The organism is Bradyrhizobium sp. SZCCT0148 (assembly GCF_018129985.1).
Classification (GTDB): domain Bacteria; phylum Pseudomonadota; class Alphaproteobacteria; order Rhizobiales; family Xanthobacteraceae; genus Bradyrhizobium; species Bradyrhizobium japonicum_H.
The window spans coordinates 1,272,633-1,290,896 of the sequence record NZ_JAFCKT010000001.1; the positions used below are offsets into that span (position 1 = coordinate 1,272,633).

18 protein-coding genes are annotated in these 18,264 nt (G+C 65.4%); 13 read left to right on the forward strand and 5 right to left on the reverse strand.

The annotated features are described in order from the left end of the window. Positions 1-17: 17 nt before the first annotated feature. Positions 18-575, reverse strand: a complete 558-nt coding sequence (locus JQ580_RS06115) for a biotin transporter BioY (protein ID WP_212279226.1) — start codon at positions 573-575, stop codon at positions 18-20. An 88-nt stretch (positions 576-663) separates the two neighbouring features. Next, positions 664-1,851 (reverse strand): pyridoxal phosphate-dependent aminotransferase, encoded by a 1,188-nt coding sequence (locus JQ580_RS06120; protein WP_212278768.1) that lies wholly within the window; start codon positions 1,849-1,851, stop codon positions 664-666. A gap of 190 nt (positions 1,852-2,041) precedes the next feature. Here JQ580_RS06120 and JQ580_RS06125 point away from each other — a divergent pair, with 190 nt between their 5' ends. The 10 genes from JQ580_RS06125 (at position 2,042) to aat (ending at position 11,930) form a co-directional block, all read left to right on the forward strand. Then, the gene (locus JQ580_RS06125) at positions 2,042-3,442 is read left to right on the forward strand and encodes a M48 family metalloprotease (RefSeq protein ID WP_212278769.1); all 1,401 of its coding nucleotides are present in this window, start codon (positions 2,042-2,044) and stop codon (positions 3,440-3,442) included. A gap of 98 nt (positions 3,443-3,540) precedes the next feature. Continuing rightward, positions 3,541-4,308, forward strand: coding sequence for a DsbA family protein (locus JQ580_RS06130; RefSeq protein WP_212278770.1), 768 nt, complete (start codon positions 3,541-3,543; stop codon positions 4,306-4,308). A gap of 209 nt (positions 4,309-4,517) precedes the next feature. After that, a complete protein-coding gene (locus tag JQ580_RS06135; RefSeq protein WP_212278771.1) occupies positions 4,518-5,303 on the forward strand; it encodes a DUF1236 domain-containing protein in 786 nt (261 codons plus the stop codon). Positions 5,304-5,561: 258 nt separating this feature from the next. Then, complete coding sequence (aroQ, locus tag JQ580_RS06140; RefSeq protein ID WP_212278772.1) at positions 5,562-6,029, forward strand: type II 3-dehydroquinate dehydratase; 468 nt, start codon at positions 5,562-5,564, stop codon at positions 6,027-6,029. Positions 6,030-6,067: 38 nt separating this feature from the next. Then, complete coding sequence (accB, locus tag JQ580_RS06145) at positions 6,068-6,556, forward strand: acetyl-CoA carboxylase biotin carboxyl carrier protein (RefSeq protein ID WP_212278773.1); 489 nt, start codon at positions 6,068-6,070, stop codon at positions 6,554-6,556. Between the two features lie 82 nt (positions 6,557-6,638). Further along, positions 6,639-7,997: an acetyl-CoA carboxylase biotin carboxylase subunit gene (gene accC, locus JQ580_RS06150; RefSeq protein ID WP_212278774.1), complete on the forward strand. Its 1,359-nt coding sequence runs from the start codon at positions 6,639-6,641 to the stop codon at positions 7,995-7,997. A 105-nt stretch (positions 7,998-8,102) separates the two neighbouring features. Further along, the gene (locus JQ580_RS06155) at positions 8,103-9,629 is read left to right on the forward strand and encodes a sensor histidine kinase (protein ID WP_212278775.1); all 1,527 of its coding nucleotides are present in this window, start codon (positions 8,103-8,105) and stop codon (positions 9,627-9,629) included. Further along, positions 9,626-10,066: a response regulator gene (locus tag JQ580_RS06160; RefSeq protein WP_212278776.1), complete on the forward strand. Its 441-nt coding sequence runs from the start codon at positions 9,626-9,628 to the stop codon at positions 10,064-10,066. Before JQ580_RS06155 ends, JQ580_RS06160 begins: the two co-directional genes overlap by 4 nt. Continuing rightward, on the forward strand, positions 10,063-11,187 hold the full coding sequence (locus JQ580_RS06165) for a histidine kinase dimerization/phosphoacceptor domain -containing protein (RefSeq protein WP_212278777.1): 1,125 nt from the start codon (positions 10,063-10,065) through the stop codon (positions 11,185-11,187). The genes JQ580_RS06160 and JQ580_RS06165 overlap by 4 nt, the downstream gene beginning before the upstream one ends. A gap of 62 nt (positions 11,188-11,249) precedes the next feature. Then, positions 11,250-11,930 (forward strand): leucyl/phenylalanyl-tRNA--protein transferase, encoded by a 681-nt coding sequence (gene aat, locus JQ580_RS06170; protein WP_212278778.1) that lies wholly within the window; start codon positions 11,250-11,252, stop codon positions 11,928-11,930. Between the two features lie 67 nt (positions 11,931-11,997). Here the strand turns inward: aat and JQ580_RS06175 are convergent, their stop codons facing one another. Then, on the reverse strand, positions 11,998-13,020 hold the full coding sequence (locus JQ580_RS06175; RefSeq protein ID WP_212278779.1) for a DUF2155 domain-containing protein: 1,023 nt from the start codon (positions 13,018-13,020) through the stop codon (positions 11,998-12,000). A 208-nt stretch (positions 13,021-13,228) separates the two neighbouring features. On the opposite strand from JQ580_RS06175, the gene JQ580_RS06180 reads away from it, so the two are divergent. Together JQ580_RS06180 and JQ580_RS06185 are read left to right on the forward strand one after the other, a co-directional pair. Then, positions 13,229-14,176: an alpha/beta hydrolase gene (locus JQ580_RS06180; RefSeq protein WP_212278780.1), complete on the forward strand. Its 948-nt coding sequence runs from the start codon at positions 13,229-13,231 to the stop codon at positions 14,174-14,176. Positions 14,177-14,293: 117 nt separating this feature from the next. Beyond that, positions 14,294-15,307, forward strand: coding sequence for a Na+-dependent transporter (locus tag JQ580_RS06185; protein WP_212278781.1), 1,014 nt, complete (start codon positions 14,294-14,296; stop codon positions 15,305-15,307). Between the two features lie 77 nt (positions 15,308-15,384). Here JQ580_RS06185 and JQ580_RS06190 read toward each other — a convergent pair whose 3' ends face one another. Next, a complete protein-coding gene (locus JQ580_RS06190; protein ID WP_212279228.1) occupies positions 15,385-16,323 on the reverse strand; it encodes a GlxA family transcriptional regulator in 939 nt (312 codons plus the stop codon). A 94-nt stretch (positions 16,324-16,417) separates the two neighbouring features. Here JQ580_RS06190 and JQ580_RS06195 point away from each other — a divergent pair, with 94 nt between their 5' ends. Beyond that, on the forward strand, positions 16,418-17,104 hold the full coding sequence (locus JQ580_RS06195) for a DJ-1/PfpI family protein (RefSeq protein ID WP_212278782.1): 687 nt from the start codon (positions 16,418-16,420) through the stop codon (positions 17,102-17,104). Between the two features lie 502 nt (positions 17,105-17,606). Here the strand turns inward: JQ580_RS06195 and JQ580_RS06200 are convergent. After that, positions 17,607-18,014, reverse strand: a complete 408-nt coding sequence (locus JQ580_RS06200; protein ID WP_212278783.1) for an NADH:ubiquinone oxidoreductase subunit NDUFA12 — start codon at positions 18,012-18,014, stop codon at positions 17,607-17,609. Positions 18,015-18,264 lie beyond the last annotated feature (250 nt).

Sequence of the window (18,264 nt, forward strand, 5' to 3'; positions counted from 1 at the left end):
TGCCGCGTTTGCGCGTTTTACCGGCGGCGATCGATCAGCCTGCGCGCGGCCGGCATCAAGGTTGCGCCGAGCGCATTCTTCACCAGCGAGGCCGCAATGAACGGCACGATGCCGACCTGAAAGGCCTTCGCAGCGCCCAACCCAAGACCGAACGCCAGCCAGCCGAAGCCGGTCGCCAGAATGACGATATGGCCGACCGCCATCGCTGCAAACAACAGCATCACGCTGCGGTCCCAACCACGCTCGGCAAGCCAGCCGGTCACGAAAGCTGCCGCAATGAAGCCGAACAGATAGCCCGCGGTCGGTCCAACCAGCGGCGCGATTCCGCCGACCGGCCCGGCAAAGACCGGCGCCCCGAGCGCGCCTTCCACGAGGTAGGCGACCATGGTTGCGCTGCCAAGACGCCAGCCATAGGCAGCGCCGATCATCAGCACCACCAGAGTCTGCAACGTCATGGGCACATAGGGCAGCGGCAGGTTCACCTTGGCTGACAGCGCCATCAATGCGGTGCCGAGCGCGACGAGAACGACGGCACGCACCGCGCCAACAGTTTCGCCCGGTCGGGTCGGCCACATCAATGCGGCGAGAGGGAAATGCGACGTGGCGGGGGTCGAGGCAGATCGGTCAGACAAGTTGAACTCCGGATCGGTCGAAAACTGGCGGCTATTTAAGCCAGTGAGCGATCCGGTCAACTGCCTCGCGCATCTCACCGGGCGAGCGCGCATAGGAAAGACGAATGAACGAGCGGCCGTGAACGGGATCGAAATCAAGCCCCGGCGTGGCCGCGACGCGAGCCTGTTCGAGCATCTGCTTGGCGAATTCAAAACTGTCGGACGTGAAGTCCGAGACGTCGGCATAGAGATAAAATGCACCATCGGCCGGCAGGAACCTGGTGAGGCCGGCTTTCGGCAAACCCTCGATCAAAATCCGCCGGTTTTCCTGATAGCCGTGCTTGATCGCCTCCATTTCGGCTGCGCCGTCGAATGCGGCTTCAGCGGCAATCTGTGAGAGCGACGGCACCGAGATCGAGAGGTTCTGCTGCAGCCGCTCGATCGGCCGCACCAGGATGTCAGGCACGACCATCCAGCCGACGCGCCAGCCGGTCATGCAGAAATACTTCGAAAAAGAGTTGATCACGAGCGCGTGCTCGGAGAGCGCGGCTGCGGTGACTGCCGGAAAGGCGTAATCGAGCCCGTGATAGATCTCGTCGGAGATGAAGCGAATGCCGGCGTCGTCGGCGGCCGCCATCAGGCCGGCGAGCGCTTCGCGCGACATCATGGTCCCCGTCGGATTGGCGGGGCTGCCGACCAGCACACCCTTCAGCGGTGCCTTGCGATGCGCCGCAAGCAACGCCTCGCCGGTCAGCGCGTGGCGCGTCTCGTTGGTGGTCTCGATCAGCACGGGCTCGCAGCCGAGCGCGGTGAGGATATGGCGATAAGGCGGATAGCCGGGCACCGTCACGGCGACGCGGTCGCCGGGCTCGAACATCGACAGGAAGGCCAGGATGAACCCGCCGGAGGAGCCGGTGGTCACCACGATGCGGTCAGGGCTGACGTCACAGCCATAAGCATCGCGATAATGGCGCGCGATGCGCTGGCGCAGGCTGGGAATACCAAGGGCGGAGGTATAGTCGATCCGCCCGGCCTCCAGCGCCGCATGGGCGGCAGCAATCGCGGTCTGCGGGGCGCCAGTTGCGGGCTGGCCGACCTCCATATGGATGACATGGCCGCCGGCGGCTTCGATTCGGGCCGCCGCGGCCATGACGTCCATCACCATGAACGGGGGAACATCGCTGCGGCGGGAGGGCTCGAGCCACTGCCCCAACCGGGTCCTCAATGTCGCATCGTGCATCGATTTCTGCTATTTCGCTGGCGGACCGGTGCCTCCGGTCCGGAAAACCGGGCGCTTGCGCCCCAGACTGGCCGCATTGTACGGCTCATAAGGGTAACGCTCATAAGGGCATATCGCGTATCCGGTCCGCCGCCAATCGCCAAAACCAATCACGAAACTGCTGTCCAGACCGTTTGACCCAGACCGTTTGATGTCGTTCCAGATCGCATTGCGCAAGAAGGCCTCCGCCCTCACCGCCCTCGTCACGGCCGGGGCGATCGCGCTGCTGCCGCTCCCGGCGGCGCAGGCGCAGCAGAAGGGGCCGCCGGTCCTGCGCGACACCGAGACCGAGCAGCTTCTGCGCGAATATACGCGCCCGATCCTGCGCGCCGCGGGTCTGGAGAAGCAGAACATCCAGATGGTGATCATCAACGACGGCTCGTTCAACGCGTTCGTCGCCGACGGCCGCCGCATATTCGTCAATTACGGCGCACTGCTTCAGTCGGAAACGCCGAACCAGATCATCGGCGTGCTCGCCCACGAGACCGGGCATCTGGCCGGTGGCCATCTGTCCAAGCTGCGCGAGCAGCTCGCGGCCGCCCAGACCCAGATGATCATCGCGATGCTGCTCGGCGCCGGCGCCATCGCCGCGGGAAGCACCCAGCGCAGCAGCACAGGCAACAACGGTCTCGCCAATGCGGGCGCCGCCGCGATCTCCGCTCCGCAAGAGGTGATCCGCCGGACGCTATTGTCCTACCAGCGCCAACAGGAAGAGAACGCCGACCGCGCCGGCGTGAAATTCCTCACCGCGACCCAGCAATCGCCAAAAGGCATGTACGAGACCTTCAAGCGCTTCACCAGCGAGAGCCTGTTCGCCGCCCGCGGCGCCGATCCCTATCTCCAGTCGCATCCAATGCCGGCCGAGCGCGTCGCCGCACTGCAGGAATTCGCCAGTTCCAGCCCCTATTGGAACAAGAAGGACGATCCCGCGCTGCAGCTCCGTCACGACATGGTTCGCGCCAAGATCTCCGCGTTCATGGAGCGGCCGGAAACGGTGTACCGCCGCTATCCCCAGACCAATGACAGCATGCCGGCACGCTATGCCCGCGCCATCAGCACCTATCTGCACGGCGATCTGCGCAGCGCACTTGCCCAGATCGATGCGCTGATCCAGGTCCAGCCCAACAATCCGTACTTCTACGAGGTCCGCGGCCAGGCCCTGCTGGAAAGCGGCAAGCCGGCCGAGGCGATCGCTCCGCTGCGCAAGGCCGCCCAGCTCTCCAACAACGCCCCCCTCATCGAGATGTTACTTGGGCAGGCTCTGGTTGGAACCGATAATAAGGCCTACACCGACGACGCCGTTCGGATTCTCCGCGGCGCGGTCGCCCGAGAACCCGAGGCGGTGCTCGGCTATACCCAGCTCGCGATGGCCTATGGCCGGAAGGGCGATTATGCCGAAGCGGATCTGGCCTCGGCGCAAGCCGCTTACTTGCGCGGCGATAACAAGACCGCCCGCGAGCTCGCCACGCGCGCGAAAACCCGTTTCGCCGTCGGAACGCCCGGATGGGTCAAGGCCGACGACATCGTAGCGGCGAAACCGTCGCGCAACTGACGCCACTCGAACGACGCCCGATACCACGACGTCACGACACCGAACTCAAGTCCGCCGGGACGTATTCCGAAACCCGCTTTCAATAAGAGGATTTACCGATGCCTTCGCTGCGCCTGCTTGCTCCCGCGCTGTTTGCGCTCGCTATGTTGGGCGCAGCCGCGCCCGCGTCGGCCGACAGTTTCTCCGATGGCCAGCGCACCGATATCGAGAAGATCATCAAGAACTATCTCGTCAGCCATCCTGAGGTGCTCGAAGAGGCCATGGCTGAGCTCAGCAAGCGTCAGGCCGCGGCCGAGACGCAGAAGCACGAGGCCAGCATCGCGCAGAATGCGGACGCGATCTTCAACTCGCCGCGCCAGGTCGTGCTCGGCAACAAGGACGGGGACGTCACCTTCGTCGAGTTCTTCGATTACAATTGCGGCTACTGCAAGCGCGCCATGGACGACATGCTCACCCTGATGAAGGGCGATCCGAAGCTGAAAGTGGTGCTGAAGGAATTTCCCGTGTTGAGCCAGGGCTCGGTCGAGGCGGCGCAGGTCGCGGTTGCCGTGCGCATGCAGGATCCCTCGGGCAAGAAATATCTCGACTTCCACCAGAAGCTGCTCGGCGGCCGCGGCGCTGCCGACAAGGCGCGCGCGCTTCAGGCCGCCAAGGAAGCCGGCCTTGATACCGCCAAGATCGAGAAGGACCTCGCCAGCCCCGAGGTGCGCGCCACCATCGAGGAGAACTTCAAACTCGCCGAAGCGATGGGCATGAACGGCACGCCGAGCTACGTGATCGGCAAGCAGATCGTGATCGGCGCCGTCGGCGTCGAGGGCCTGAAGGAAAAGATCGGCATCGCCCGCTGTGGCAAGGCGACCTGCTGATCACACGCCTGCAACGCTGAAACGCACCGAGGCCGGCTGAAAAGCCGGCCTTTTTCTTCGAGCGGCGAACGTTGGCCGCTTCGTGCAAAGTCATTCATCTGGCGTTCAACAAACAAATGCCGCGGAACCGCCGAAGTTCCGGAACAACTCAAATCCCCTTTCGTTGTCGGCGCGGGCAATGACGCAAAGAACCACGTGAGGAGAATTCGATGTTGAACCGCTTTATGATCTCGGTTGCCGCGGCCGCACTTGTCGCGGGCGCCGGTGTGGCGAACGCACAGGGCATGAAAGGCGACACCGGTGGTGCAGCCGGCGCACAGCCGACGCAACAGCAGCCGTCGGGTGGCGCAGGTGGCACCATGAGCCGGGATAAGGGCACTGTCGGCCAGGCCGGCGGCGCCATGAAGCCGGGCGGCGCTGCCGAGGAGAAGTCCTCGGGCGCGATGGAAAAGTCTGGTGCCATGGAGAAGTCGGGCGGGATGGAAAAGTCCGGCGCGATGAACAAGAACGCGGCTGACGAGAAGGCCGGCACGGCGAAGGGCGAGCACGCCCAGGGCGCGCAGGACAAGCCCATGCAGGACAAGTCGAAGAGCTCGATGGACAAGTCGCAGATGGACAAGTCCAAGAGCACTGAGACGGATACCAAGAGCGGCAACATGAACGCGCAGACCAAGGGCGCGGACAGCAAGACTGGCGACACCAAGTCGCAGACCACGACCGGCACCGCCTCTGCAACGGCTTCGGCTCCGCCTCCCGAGAAGCGGACTGAAATCTCCTCGGCGATCAAGTCGACCAAGATTCAGGAGACGACCAACGTCAACTTCAATATCTCGGTCGGCGCCGCGATCCCGGCATCGGTCCACTTCCATCCGCTGCCGCCCCGGATCGTGGAAATCTACCCGGAATGGCGTGGCTATGAAGTCATCTACGTCCGCGGTCAGTATGTGATCGTCCGTCCGCAGACACGCGAGATCGTCTATATCATCGAAGGCTAAAACTGCCTCGCTGAACCCCAAATGGGCCCTTGCCGAGAGATCGGCAGGGGCCTTTGGCTTATGCCTCGCCCTCCCTGGTCGGCCTCCCTTCGGCAGCCACGATTGGAACTGGTTAACAAGCGATTTCCGTGGCTTCCGCACAGGTTTTTGCACTTGGGATGAGGTACTTGAAGGCTCCAGGAAGGCCCTTCTAGGCTTCCCCTAGGCCGCTTTGTTACCTATAACCCCCGCCACGCCGAAGCACCTGCCGGGATGGGAATGGCCGAACCAGCAACCGATACGATCCTCGTTCTTAACGGGCCGAACCTCAACATGTTGGGGACGCGCGAGCCCGAGACGTACGGCCACGCCACGCTGGCCGATGTCGAGGCACTGTGCCGGGACACCGCCGCCAGCTTCGGTCTCAAGGCCGACTGCCGGCAGTCCAATCGCGAGGGCGAGCTGATCGACTTCGTCCACGAGGCGCATGCCCGCAAGATGAAGGGCATCATCGTCAACGCCGGCGGCTATTCGCACACCTCGATCGCGCTGCACGACGCGCTGCTCGCGGTGCAGATCCCGACGGTCGAAGTGCACGTGACCAACATCCACGCCCGCGAGAGCTTTCGTCACCACTCCTACACCGCGCGCGCGGCTTTCGCCTCGCTCTGCGGTTTCGGCATCGAGGGCTACCGCCTCGCCATCCAGGGCCTTGCCGCCAAGCTTGCCATCAAGCCCAAAGCCTGAAGCCCCCTTCATCAAACAGAACATTCGGATCAAACAACATGGCGCGCCAGCCAGACGACAAAGCAGCCGCAAAGTTTTCCAGCGAAGATTCCGCGCTCGTCCGCGAGCTCGCCTTGCTGCTCGATGAGACCAGTCTCACGGAGATCGAGATCGAACGGGCGGGCCTGCGCCTGCGCGTCGCCCGCAACATCAGCGTTGCCGCGACCATGCCGATGCAGATGGCAGCCGCTCCCGCCGCACTTCCCGCAGCCTCCGCGGCGCCCGCCGCAACGGGCCCCGACCTGTCGAAGCATCCCGGCGCTGTCAGTTCGCCGATGGTCGGCACGGCCTATTGGGCGCCGGAGCCCGGCGCCAAGCCGTTCATCGAGGTCGGCAGCAAGGTTTCGGTCGGACAGACGCTCCTGATCATCGAAGCCATGAAGACCATGAACCAGATCCCCTCGCCGCGCGCCGGCACGGTGACGCAGATCCTGGTCGAGGACGGCCAGCCGGTCGAGTACGGCGAGCCGCTCGTCATCATTGAGTGAGGCACTGGCGAACAGGGAGGCAGCGGATAATGCCTCTTCCCGGTTCGCCAATCGCTATCCCCCGTTCGCCCCCTGAGGCACCATGTTCGACAAGATCCTCATAGCCAATCGCGGCGAGATAGCCCTTCGCATCCTCAGGGCCTGCAAGGAACTCGGCATCGCGACCGTCGCCGTGCACTCCACCGCCGACGCGGACGCCATGCATGTGCGCCTGTCCGACGAGAGCGTCTGCATCGGACCGCCGGCGTCCAAGGACAGCTATCTCAACGTGCCCGCGCTGCTCGCGGCCTGCGAGATCACGGGCGCCGATGCCGTGCATCCCGGTTACGGCTTCCTGTCCGAGAATGCCCGCTTTGCGGAGATCCTCTCAGAGCACAATCTGCATTTCATCGGTCCCAAGGCCGAGCACATCCGCCTGATGGGCGACAAGATCGAGGCGAAGAAGACCGCCAAGAAGCTCGGCATCCCCGTGGTGCCCGGCTCCGACGGTGCCGTCGGTCCAGACGACGACGCAATGGGGATCGCCAGGCAAATTGGCTTTCCGGTGCTGGTGAAGGCGGCGGCCGGCGGCGGCGGCCGCGGCATGAAGGTCGCGCATAGCGAAGCCGACCTCCTGATGGCGCTGTCGACGGCGGCCAACGAGGCCAAATCCGCCTTCGGCGATGCCTCCGTCTATCTCGAAAAATATCTGCAGAAGCCGCGCCACATCGAGATCCAGATCCTCGGCGACGGTCGCGGCGGCGCGATCCATCTCGGCGAGCGCGACTGCTCGCTGCAACGCCGTCACCAGAAGGTCTGGGAAGAGGGCCCCTCGCCCGTCCTTACCGCCGCCGCGCGCGCCAAGATCGGCGAAACCTGCGCCAAGGCGATGCGCGACATGAAATATCTCGGCGTCGGCACCATCGAGTTCCTGTTCGAGGACGGCGAGTTCTACTTCATCGAGATGAACACCCGCATCCAGGTCGAGCATCCTGTCACCGAGAGCATCACCGACATCGACCTCGTGCTGGAGCAGATCCGCATCGCCGCCGGCGGCGATTTGCCGGCCAGGCAGGAAGACATCCAGGTCATCGGCCATGCGATCGAGTGCCGCATCAACGCCGAGAATCCCCAGACCTTCCGCCCGTCCCCCGGCCGCATATTGCAATACCATCCGCCGGGCGGCCTTGGGGTCCGCATCGATTCCGCAGTCTACCAAGGCTACACGATCCCGCCCTATTACGATTCCCTGGTCGGCAAGCTGATCGTGCACGGCAAAACCCGCGCCGAATGCCTGATGCGATTGCGCCGGGCCCTGGACGAGATGGTCGTGGAAGGCATCGAGACCACGCTGCCGTTGTTCCGCGCGCTGGTGCGGGAAGGCGACATCATCAACGGCGACTACCACATCCATTGGCTGGAACAGTACCTGGCCGGCAAGACGGAACCCGCCCCGCAATAAATTCGTTTCCGTGTGGAACCCTTTGGTGCCCATTGCGTTCTCGACGCGGGGACAGTTCCATGGGGGCGTTTTGACTTCCGCTGAGTGTGACAGAACGAGGCCGTCGTGACGGCCGAAGCCCAACGACGGCGTACATTTTGGCAGATCCTGCTGTTTGCAGCGGGACTTCTGGTGCTGACCGGCATCAGCGCGGGTTCGGTCTACCTCGTCAACAAGGCCAGAGATGACAACAGATGGGTGGTTCACACCATCGAGGCGGAAAACCAGATCAACGCCCTGCTGTTGGAAATCCGGCGCGCTGAAAGTGCCGCGCGCGGCTACCTCCTGACCCAAGAAGCGGTTTTCAAGGCCGACCATGAGAGGGCGATCGCGGCGATGCCGCCGGCCTTCGACAAGCTCACGCGCCTGACCGTTGACAACCCGGTTCAGCGCGACAGCATGGCAAAACTCGGCCCGGCGATACAGACCCGGCTCGGGCAATTCCGGCAGGAAATGAGTTTCATCGGCCAGGGTCAGCCCGACAAGGCCGCCGCGGTCGTCCGCGAGGTCGCCTCCACTGACGCGACAGCCGAAATCGCCAAAATCGCCTCGGGCATGATCCTGGAGGAGGAACGGCTATTCCGGCAGCGCTCGGAAAACGCCGACCGCAGCCAGACATTCGCGGCCTCGATGACCGGCATCGGCTCCGGCCTCGTCGTGGTGCTGGCGCTGATCTCGATCTGGCTGGTGCGGCGCTCGACTCGCGCCCGTGACGAGGCTGAAACGCGGCTGCGCGATGCCAATTTCAATCTCGAATCCATCGTCGACGAACGCACGGCCGATTTGCGCGAGGCCAACGACGAGATCCAGCGCTTTGCCTATATCGTCAGCCACGATCTGCGCTCGCCGCTCGTGAACATCATGGGCTTCACCAGCGAGCTCGAGGAGCTCAGCGGCGACGTCTTCCGCCGGATCGGCGGCCTCACCCAGGTCCCCGCCGGCGGGCCGCCGCTGGCGCCCGGGGCACCCGGCGAGATCATGCTCGAAGGGGCCGACAAGCAGCTCTCGGACGATGTTTCCGAAGCGCTCAGGTTCATCAAGACGTCGATCGCCAAGATGGACCGGCTGATTTCGGCCATCCTCAACCTCACCCGCGAGGGCCGACGCGAATTCCAGCCCGTGAAGATCGACACGCGCGAACTGATCGAGGCCATCGTGTCGACGTTGGCGCACCAGGCGGCCGAGGCCCAGGCCCAGGTCCACATCGAGCCCCTGCCCGACGTCGTGAGCGACCGCCTCGCACTCGAACAGATCTTCTCCAATCTGGTCGACAATGCGATCAAATATCTGAAGCCCGGCGTGCCCGGCGAGATCAGAATCCGCGGGCGTACCAAGCTCGGCTACGCTATCTTCGAGATCAGCGACAACGGCCGCGGGATCGATCCGAAGGATCACCAGCGTATCTTCGACCTGTTCCGCCGGGCGGGAACCCAGGACAAACCTGGGCAGGGCATCGGCCTTGCCCATGTGCGTGCACTTGTACGTCGCCTTGGCGGCACCATGTCGGTATCATCGGAACTGAACGCCGGCAGCACCTTCACCATCACGTTGCCGATTGCCTGGAATGTGAAAAACCGGAACGCAGATCGATGACCCAGCCTGTCACCATCATCATGATCGAGGACGACGAGGGCCACGCTCGCCTGATCGAGCGCAATATCCGCCGCTCGGGGGTGAACAACGAGATCGTCTCGTTCCCCAACGGCACGGAGGCGATGCTGCATCTGTTCGGCGCCGACGGCAGCGGACTCGTGCAGAAGGGCAACGCGCTGCTGATCCTGCTCGACCTCAACCTGCCCGACATGAGCGGCATCGACATCCTGAGGCAGATCAAGGAAAACAAATATCTGAAGGCCTCGCCCGTGGTGGTGCTGACCACCACCGACGATTCCCAGGAAATCAAGCGCTGCTACGAGCTCGGCTGCAACGTCTACATCACCAAGCCCGTTAACTACGAGAATTTCGCCAATGCCATCCGGCAGCTTGGTCTGTTCTTCTCGGTCATCCAGGTCCCGCCCGCCGCCCCATGAACCAGCGCTCGCCAACTTTGCTTTACATCGACGACGACAGTGCGCTCGCGCGCCTGGTCGATCGCGGCCTGACGCGGCGCGGCTACAAGGTGGTCCATGCCGCCAGCGGCGAGGAAGGCCTCGAGCGCATCCGCCGCGCGTGTGCCCAAAGCACGAACGGCAGCATCGACGGCTTCATCGACGTGGTGGCACTCGACCAGTACATGCCCGGCCTCGACGGGCTGGAGACGCTTGAGCAGATCATGGCGATCCCGGGCTCGCCGCCGGTGGTCTTCGTCACGGCCTCGCAGGATTCCAGCATCGCGGTCACCGCGCTGAAGGCCGGCGCGGCCGACTATCTGGTCAAGGACGTCACCGGCGATTTCATCCCCCTGCTTCACGTTGCCGCCGAAGGCGCGCTGCGCCAGGCCGAATTGCAGAGGGCGCGCGAGGAAGCCGAAGCCGAGATTCACGCCTCGCGCGACCGCTACGCAGCTCTCGCGGCCGAGCGCGAAATGCTGCTGCGCGAAGTCAACCACCGCGTCGGCAACTCGCTCCAGATCATCGCTTCACTGCTGCACCTGCAGGCAAGCTCCGCCGCCCAGGACGAGGTCAAGGCGGCACTGACCAACGCGATGGGCCGCGTCGCCGCGGTCGCGCAGGTGCACCGCCGCCTCTACACCTCGCAGGATTTGAAGAGCGTGGTCCTGAACCAGTACCTGGACTCGCTGCTCGAGGATCTCCGCCGCTCGGCCGAAGGCAACCGGATGTCGCGCCTGACCCTGAAGGCCGAGCCGATCGAGATCGACCCCGACCGCGCGGTCGCCGTCGGCATCATCGTCAACGAGCTGGTGATGAACGCGGTGAAATACGCCTATCCCGACCGCGCCGGCCCGATTCATGTCGAGCTGCACGCGCACGGCGAGGATGTCCTGCTGTCGATCACCGACAACGGCGTCGGCGACAACGTCAAGGCCGATCCGCGCTCCACCGGCATGGGCCAGCGCATCGTCGCGGCCATGGCCTCCAAGCTCGACGCCATCGTCGAGCGCGATCCCGCCCATTCCGGAACCCGGATCGTGCTGAAGTTTGCGCGCATGCCCGCAGTCCCGGGCAGGCCCAACACCGCCGCCGCGAGCTGATCTGCCCGCCCCGCCGCGCACCCCATCGCAACCACATCGCGATCCTGCTATGATTGCGAACCATGACTTCGCGCGACTCCGCTCCGTCTGAAATTACACCGGCCGTGCTGCTGCGCGCCTATGCCTGCGGCATTTTTCCGATGGCCGAAAGCGCAGACGATCCGACCCTGTTCTGGGTCGAACCGGAGCTGCGCGGCGTCATCCCCCTCGACGGATTTCGCGTCGCCTCGCGACTCGCGCGCACCGTGCGTTCGGATGTGTTTCGCGTCACCGTCAACACCGCATTCAAGGCGACGATCGCCGGCTGCGCCGCGCCGCAGGCCGGGCGCGAGGACACATGGATCAACAAGCGCATCCGTGACCTCTATGGCGGTCTGTTCGAACTCGGCCATTGTCACAGCGTCGAGGCCTGGCAGGGCGAGGACCTCGTCGGCGGTCTGTATGGCGTGAGCCTCGGACGCGCCTTCTTCGGCGAGAGCATGTTCCACACCGCGCGCGATGCCTCCAAGGTCGCGCTGGTGCATCTGGTCGCGCGGCTGATCCATGGCGGCTTCGAGTTGCTCGACACCCAATACGTCACGGATCATCTGAAGAGCTTCGGCGCGGCAGAGATCTCGCGGCGGCGCTACACCGCGCTGCTGGACAAGGCGCTCGCGGGCGAGCCCGGCGATTTTCTGAGGCTCTCTGCGGGTGAACCGATCCCGGGAGCACGCGCGCTCGAGATCATCGCCGCCAGGCAATGATCGATCGGTAGGTTTAGCGGCCGAATGTGATGGGATCTGGCCTATCGGCCAGACCGGCGGATTTGGCCTAGCGGCCAAACCCGGGGATGCCGAACAGACCCGGTCGCTGCTCCGGCGGCGGGGGCGGAGGCGGCGGTGCCGGTTGCTGCTGCTGGATCGGCGGCAGAGGCTGCGGCGGACGCTGTTGCACCTGCTTCGGCGCAGCCTTCTTCTGCGCGGGCGGCGGCGGAGGTGCAGGCTTGGTCGCAGGATCCGGCGCTGCGGTCGCAATTGTCTGCTGCGGCTCTTTGCAGTCGGTGAGCCAGATGTCGTAGATCGGGTGCTCGACGCCATGCAGGCCCGGGCTCGCCGCATACATCCAGCCGGAGAAGATCCGCTTCACCTCGCCCTGCAGAGTGATCTCGTCGACCTCGACGAAAGCGTCGGTGTTGGTGGCTTCCGTTGCCGGCCGCGTGTAGCAGGCATCCGTCTTGACCCTGAGCGCGCCGAACTGGACGGTCTCGCCGATCTCCTCGTCGAAATTGATGATGCGCCCGGTGATCTTGTCGAGGCCCGAGAAGGTCGCCTTCTTGTTCACGATCTTCTGGGCGGGCGGCTCGGTGACGACCTCGTCGCCCGGCTGCAGGCTTGCCGGGGTCTGCGGCACGGCACCACCCGGTCCGCCCTTCTGCTGCGGCTGGCGACCCGGCGCGCCCGGCGGTGCGACCGCGGTGGACGGCAGCTGGTTTGGGGGCGCAACGGTGGAGCCCGGTGGCGGCGCCAGCGGCTGGGTCTCGACCGGCCCCGGCATCACATTGCCCTGGCGCCCCTGGGGCGGAGGCATCGGACGCGACGGCAGCACGCGGCCCTGCGGCGGCAGCTCCGGCACCTCCTCGTCGTCATCGGGGAACGGCTGCGGCTGTGGCTGGCCGCGCGGAATGTTGCCGGGCGGCCGCAGCGGCGGCGGGTCGGAAAAGATCGTGCCGATCTGCGCCTGGGCCGGCGTCGCAGCCGTCAATGCGGTGGCGGCCAAAAACGCCGCAAGACCTGTCAGGGTAATGGTTCGAAACATCTCGCGCGGCTTCAACAGCGAATCGGGCTTGTTGGACATTCTACAGGGGATACCGCCGCTCGCAGGCCCTCCGGTTAACACGGGGAATACGGCGGGGGAAGGGCGGCATCCCTGCCCTGTCCGCCGCCCGCTGGCCAGGGCGGCTGACGGGTGGGATAGTCCAAAGGCCCCACCCTAGGGCGCGCGGCGGGCATCGCCCCGAAAACGACGTCCGACGATAACCGGAAACCCAGAGGTACGCCCTTCCATGCCCGTCGTGCTCGATCCCGATGCCGCCGCCGTCTACAGGGCTTTCCAGGAGGCCGGCCGCCCCGCCTATGAGGCCCTGACCGCGCCGGAAGCGCGCGCCTATTATGCGCAGGCCCGCTTTGCCACCAATCCCGAGCCGCCCGAGCTCGCCCGCGTGGCACAGCTCTCCATCCCGGCCACGCAGGGGGTGATCCCCGCCCGCCTCTACGTGCCGAAGGAGCCGCGCCTGCACGACGGCCTGGCGCCGGCGCTGGTGTTCTTCCATGGCGGAGGCTGGGTGATCGGCGATCTCGACTCCCACGACGTCGTCTGCCGCCAGCTGGCCGACGCCGGCGCGCTGATGGTGATCTCGGTCGACTACCGCCTCGCGCCCGAGCACAAATTTCCCGCTGCCGCCGATGACGCCATCGCCGCGACCCAATGGATCGCGGCGAACGCACGCGAGCTCGGCATCGATGCCTCGCGCCTGTCGATCGGCGGCGACAGCGCCGGCGGAAACCTGACCGCGGTCGTGGCGCTCGCCGGGCGAGACGCCGGCGGCCCCGCGCTCGCAGGCCAGGTGCTGATCTATCCGGCGACCGATTTCGCCATGACGCACGGCTCCCACAGCGAGCCCGAGACCAGCGTGCTGCTGACGCATTCGGTGATCCGCTGGTTTCGCGACCACTACCTCAATGGCGCCGCCGACATCCACGACTGGCGCGCTTCACCGGCGCGTGCGCAAAACCTGGCCGGCCTGCCGCCGGCCTATGTGCTGACCGCCGGCGCCGATCCGCTGCGCGACGAAGGCGACGAATATGCCGCGCGGCTCAAGCAGGCCGGCGTATCGGTCACGACCAAGCACTATCCCGGCCAATTCCATGGCTTCTTCACGATGGGCAAGCTGTTGCCGCAGGCCAATGTGGCCGTCGGAGAGATCGGCGCGTGGTTGAAGGGATTGGGATAGCGAACTCCCATAGCCCGCATGAGCGACAGCGACATGCGGCACCGCTCTGACCTCTCGCAAATATCTGTCTCGGATATCGCTGCGCTCCATCCGGGCTACGCACCGACACCCATCGCAATGCCGTCCACGCTCCAAACGACTCTCGCCGTCCCGCTGCGCGTCCTGACATGGCTCGGCAGCCAGGGCACCCGCGGGGTCGCAGCTATCGTCTTCATCGCGGCCGCGGTGCCACCGCTCGGCGCGCTGCTGCGTCCCTACCTCACCGAGGCCATCCTCTGCCTGCTCTGCATTTCCTTCATGCGGGTCGATCTGGCCGCCCTCTACAGCCATCTGCGCCGACCGGCGCTGGTTGCAACTGCCACGGCCTGGACCACGATCGGCGTGCCGTTGATCGTCGGGTTGATCGCCCACGCCACCGGGCTCACGGCGCGCGCGCCCGGGCTTTCGCTCGCGCTGATGCTCCAGAGCATGGCCTCGCCGATGATGGCCTCCCCGGCACTGGCCGCGCTGATGGGTCTCGATGCCACGCTCGTGCTGATCACGCTGGTGACCTCGACCGCGCTGGTGCCCTTCACGGCCTCGCTCTTCGCCGGCCTGTTCCTCGGCGACATGCTCAGCGTCACGCCGTTGACGCTGGGCCTGAAACTGCTCGGCATCCTCGCGGCCTCGCTGCTGGCCGCAACCGCCATCCGATGGATCTTCGGCGCGGAGGCGATCCAGCGTCACAAGGCGCCGATCGACGGTCTCAACATCATCATCCTCTTCATGTTCGCTGCCGCGATCATGGGCGACGTCGTGAGCGACCTCCTCGCACAGCCGCTGTTCACCCTTGGCCTCGCGGCTCTCTCGTTCGCGATCTATTTCACCCTGCTTGCGATCACCACGCTGCTGTTCCGCCGCATCGGCACGGAGCGCGCGCTCGCGCTCGGGCTGATGGTGTCACAGCGCAATTTGGGCCTGATGCTGGCGGCAACCGCCGGCGCATTGCCGCCGACCACCTGGCTCTATTTTGCGATGACGCAGTTTCCGATCCACCTTGCGCCCTACATGCTGATGCCGATCGCGCGGCGCTTGACGGCTCGCGCGGATACGACCGGCGCGGCGACGAACGGCAAGGCGGCATCACGCTGACGACCACGCAAGCAGTCTACGCAGTGTCGTCAAGAGCGGACAAGTTCGGCACGACCTGGCCCCTCGGCTGAGAGCACCTAACCCGCCCGCGCCGCGCGCCGCAGCGCCTGCGGGGGCTGGCCGAAGGCGCGGATGAAGGCGCGGCGCATGCGCTCGGGATCGCCGAAGCCGGTTGTCTGGGCGACCAGCTCGATTGCCTCGCGCGAGGACTGCACCCGCTCGCGCGCGACTTCGAGCCGAAGCCGCTCGATCGCTTTCGACGGCGTCGTGCCGGTCTCGGCGGCGAAGGCGCGGGCAAAATGCCGCGCGCTCATGCCGGCGCGATCGGCCAGGTCCTCCACCGTCAGCGGCGCGTCGAGATTTTCGCGCGCCCAGGACAACAGCGCGCCGAAGCGGCCGTTCGGCGTCTTCAGCTCCAGCAGCGAGGAAAACTGCGACTGGCCCCCGCTGCGGCGGTGGTAGAGCACGAGGTGCCGCGCGGCCTCTTGCGCGATCTCCTCGCCATGATCCTCGGTGACCATCGCAAGCGCCAGATCGATGCCCGCGGTGATCCCGGCCGAGGTCCAGACATTGCCGTCGCGGGTGAAGATGTGGTCCGGCTCGAACTTCACCTTCGGATAGCGCGCGACGAAATCGCGCGTTCGTCCCCAATGCGTGGTGGCGCGGCGGCCGTCGAGCAACCCCGCCTCGGCAAGCACATAAGCGCCCGAACACACGCTCGCGACGCGCACGCCGCGCCGCGCCAGCCGCTGCACGAAGGCGCGCGTGAACTCGCAGCGCGCGGCGTCCGCAACCCCCGCGCCGCCCGCGATCACGAGCGTCGTGATCGCATTGGCCGACTTGAAGTCACGCGCCAGCATCTCGACGCCCGACGAGCTGCGCACCAGTCCCGCGCTCGCGGCCAGCACCCGCAGCGCAAGCGGCTTGCCCGTGCAGCGTGCTGCGACCTCGAACACCGAGATCGGGCCGGCCGCATCGAGCAGCTGAAAATCCGGGAAGATCAGGATGCCGATCATGGGATGTCCGAAATAGAGGGAATTACGCCATTTCAGACACAACCGCACCATGCCAGTCTTCGCTCGTCAAGCTCATCTTTGGAGGACCCTGCCGATGTCGTCACCACTCCAGATCGGTCTTCTGGTGTTTCCGCGCGTTACCCAGCTCGACTTCACCGGGCCCTTGCAGGTGTTCTCCATGGTGCCCGGCGCGAAGCTGCATCTGATCTGGAAGCGGATCGAGCCGGTGCCGAGCGATTCCGTGATGATGCTGACGCCCACCACGACGTTCTCCGACTGTCCGCAGCTCGACGTGATCTGCGTGCCCGGCGGCGGCGGCACCAACGACCTGCTCAACGATGAAGAGGTGCTCGACTTCCTGCGCAAGCAGGCCGATGGCGCAAAGTATGTAACCTCGGTCTGCACGGGCTCGCTGGCGCTCGGCGCGGCCGGGCTGTTGAAGGGCTACCGCGCTGCTACCCATTGGAGCGCGATGGGGATGCTCAGCCAGTTCGGCGCCACGCCGACCAAAACGCGCGTCTGTGTCGACCGCAACCGCATCACCGGCGGCGGCGTCACCGCGGGAATCGATTTCGCGCTGACGCTGGTTTCCCTGCTGGTCGATCGTACCACGGCTGAAGCAATCCAGCTCCAGATGGAATACAATCCCGCCCCGCCATTCAATTCGGGCTCACCAGACACTGCGCCCGCTGAAGTCTTGGCATTGCTGAAAGAGCGCGGCGCGCAAAACCAGGCGCGGAGGCTCGAGGCCGTCAAGCGAGCGGCGGAGCGGGTGAATTAGCCTCTGCTCCCGTGTCCCCGACGCGCTGCACCATCACCGCTGCCGCGCAGAGCCGAGACCCGGAAAGCCCACGCGGTCCGCTGCTGCATAGGCCCCGGCTCAGCAGCGCATCATTCCGTGCTGCGCAGCGTCGAGGCGCGAGACCCTGCACAAGGCCCCAAAAGAAAAAGGCCGCTCGGTTTCCCAAGCGGCCTTTCCTGTCTTACGGCGGCTGCACATTCCATCGGGCGATTTCGGAACTTCCAGACCGGGGGCCTATCTCCCGATCGAGTCCTGGTCGGCGGCCGCTGCATCTCGGGACAGTCGCGAACTGTTGCCCGAACCGAACGCGATGGTCTCCCATCTCCGTAAGATGGGATTATTGAGCCGCATGGCACGCGCGGCCGCAACGTTCGCGCAGATACCGTCCCCACTGTTCCCGTTGTCCACAGCCGGGTGAGACGGATGCGGGCGCATTCAATCGAACGATCAAATCGATCAAGATGGGTGGCGGACGGGAAGTCTAGCCAGGCGTCCAGGGCTGATAATCGCCGGTCGCCTTCGGACGCTTGCCGCTGGCCAGGGTCGAGCCCGAGGGCCGATAGGCCTGTGCCGTGCCGGTGAGATTCGGCTGGTGCGGCTTTTCCCACTCGCGCGGCTGATAATTGTCCTCGGTCGGCGGAACGTCCACGGTGTGATGCATCCAGCCGTGCCAGGACGGCGGGATCCGGCTGGCTTCGGCGTAGCCGTTATAAACCACCCAGCGCCGCTCGAAGCCGAGCGTGGGATCGACCACCCCGCCGCGGGTGCGATAGTAGAGATTGCCCTGCTCGTCCTGGCCGACCAGTTCGCCGTACCGCCTGGTCCAGAGCTGGGTGCCAAAGGTCTGGCCATTCCACCAGGTGAAGAACTTGAGGAAGAACTGTTTCATGCGGCTAGGGCCCTGCTTCGTCGGGTCCTGATGCCATCCGGGCGGCGAAATGTCCAGTTCGGCGGGCGCGGCTGTCCCCTCCCCAGATGCGCGTCCGGTAACACGAACACGAAGGTGGCCGCAAATTCGGCGCGATCCGTTCATGCCGGATACAGCGCCCGTGCGCGAGTCTTTCATTCACGCGCAAACCGGCGTGATCCCAGGAACCCTCGCCCCTTCTTAGGGTTTGCTTCCGGGAAAAGGAGTTCAC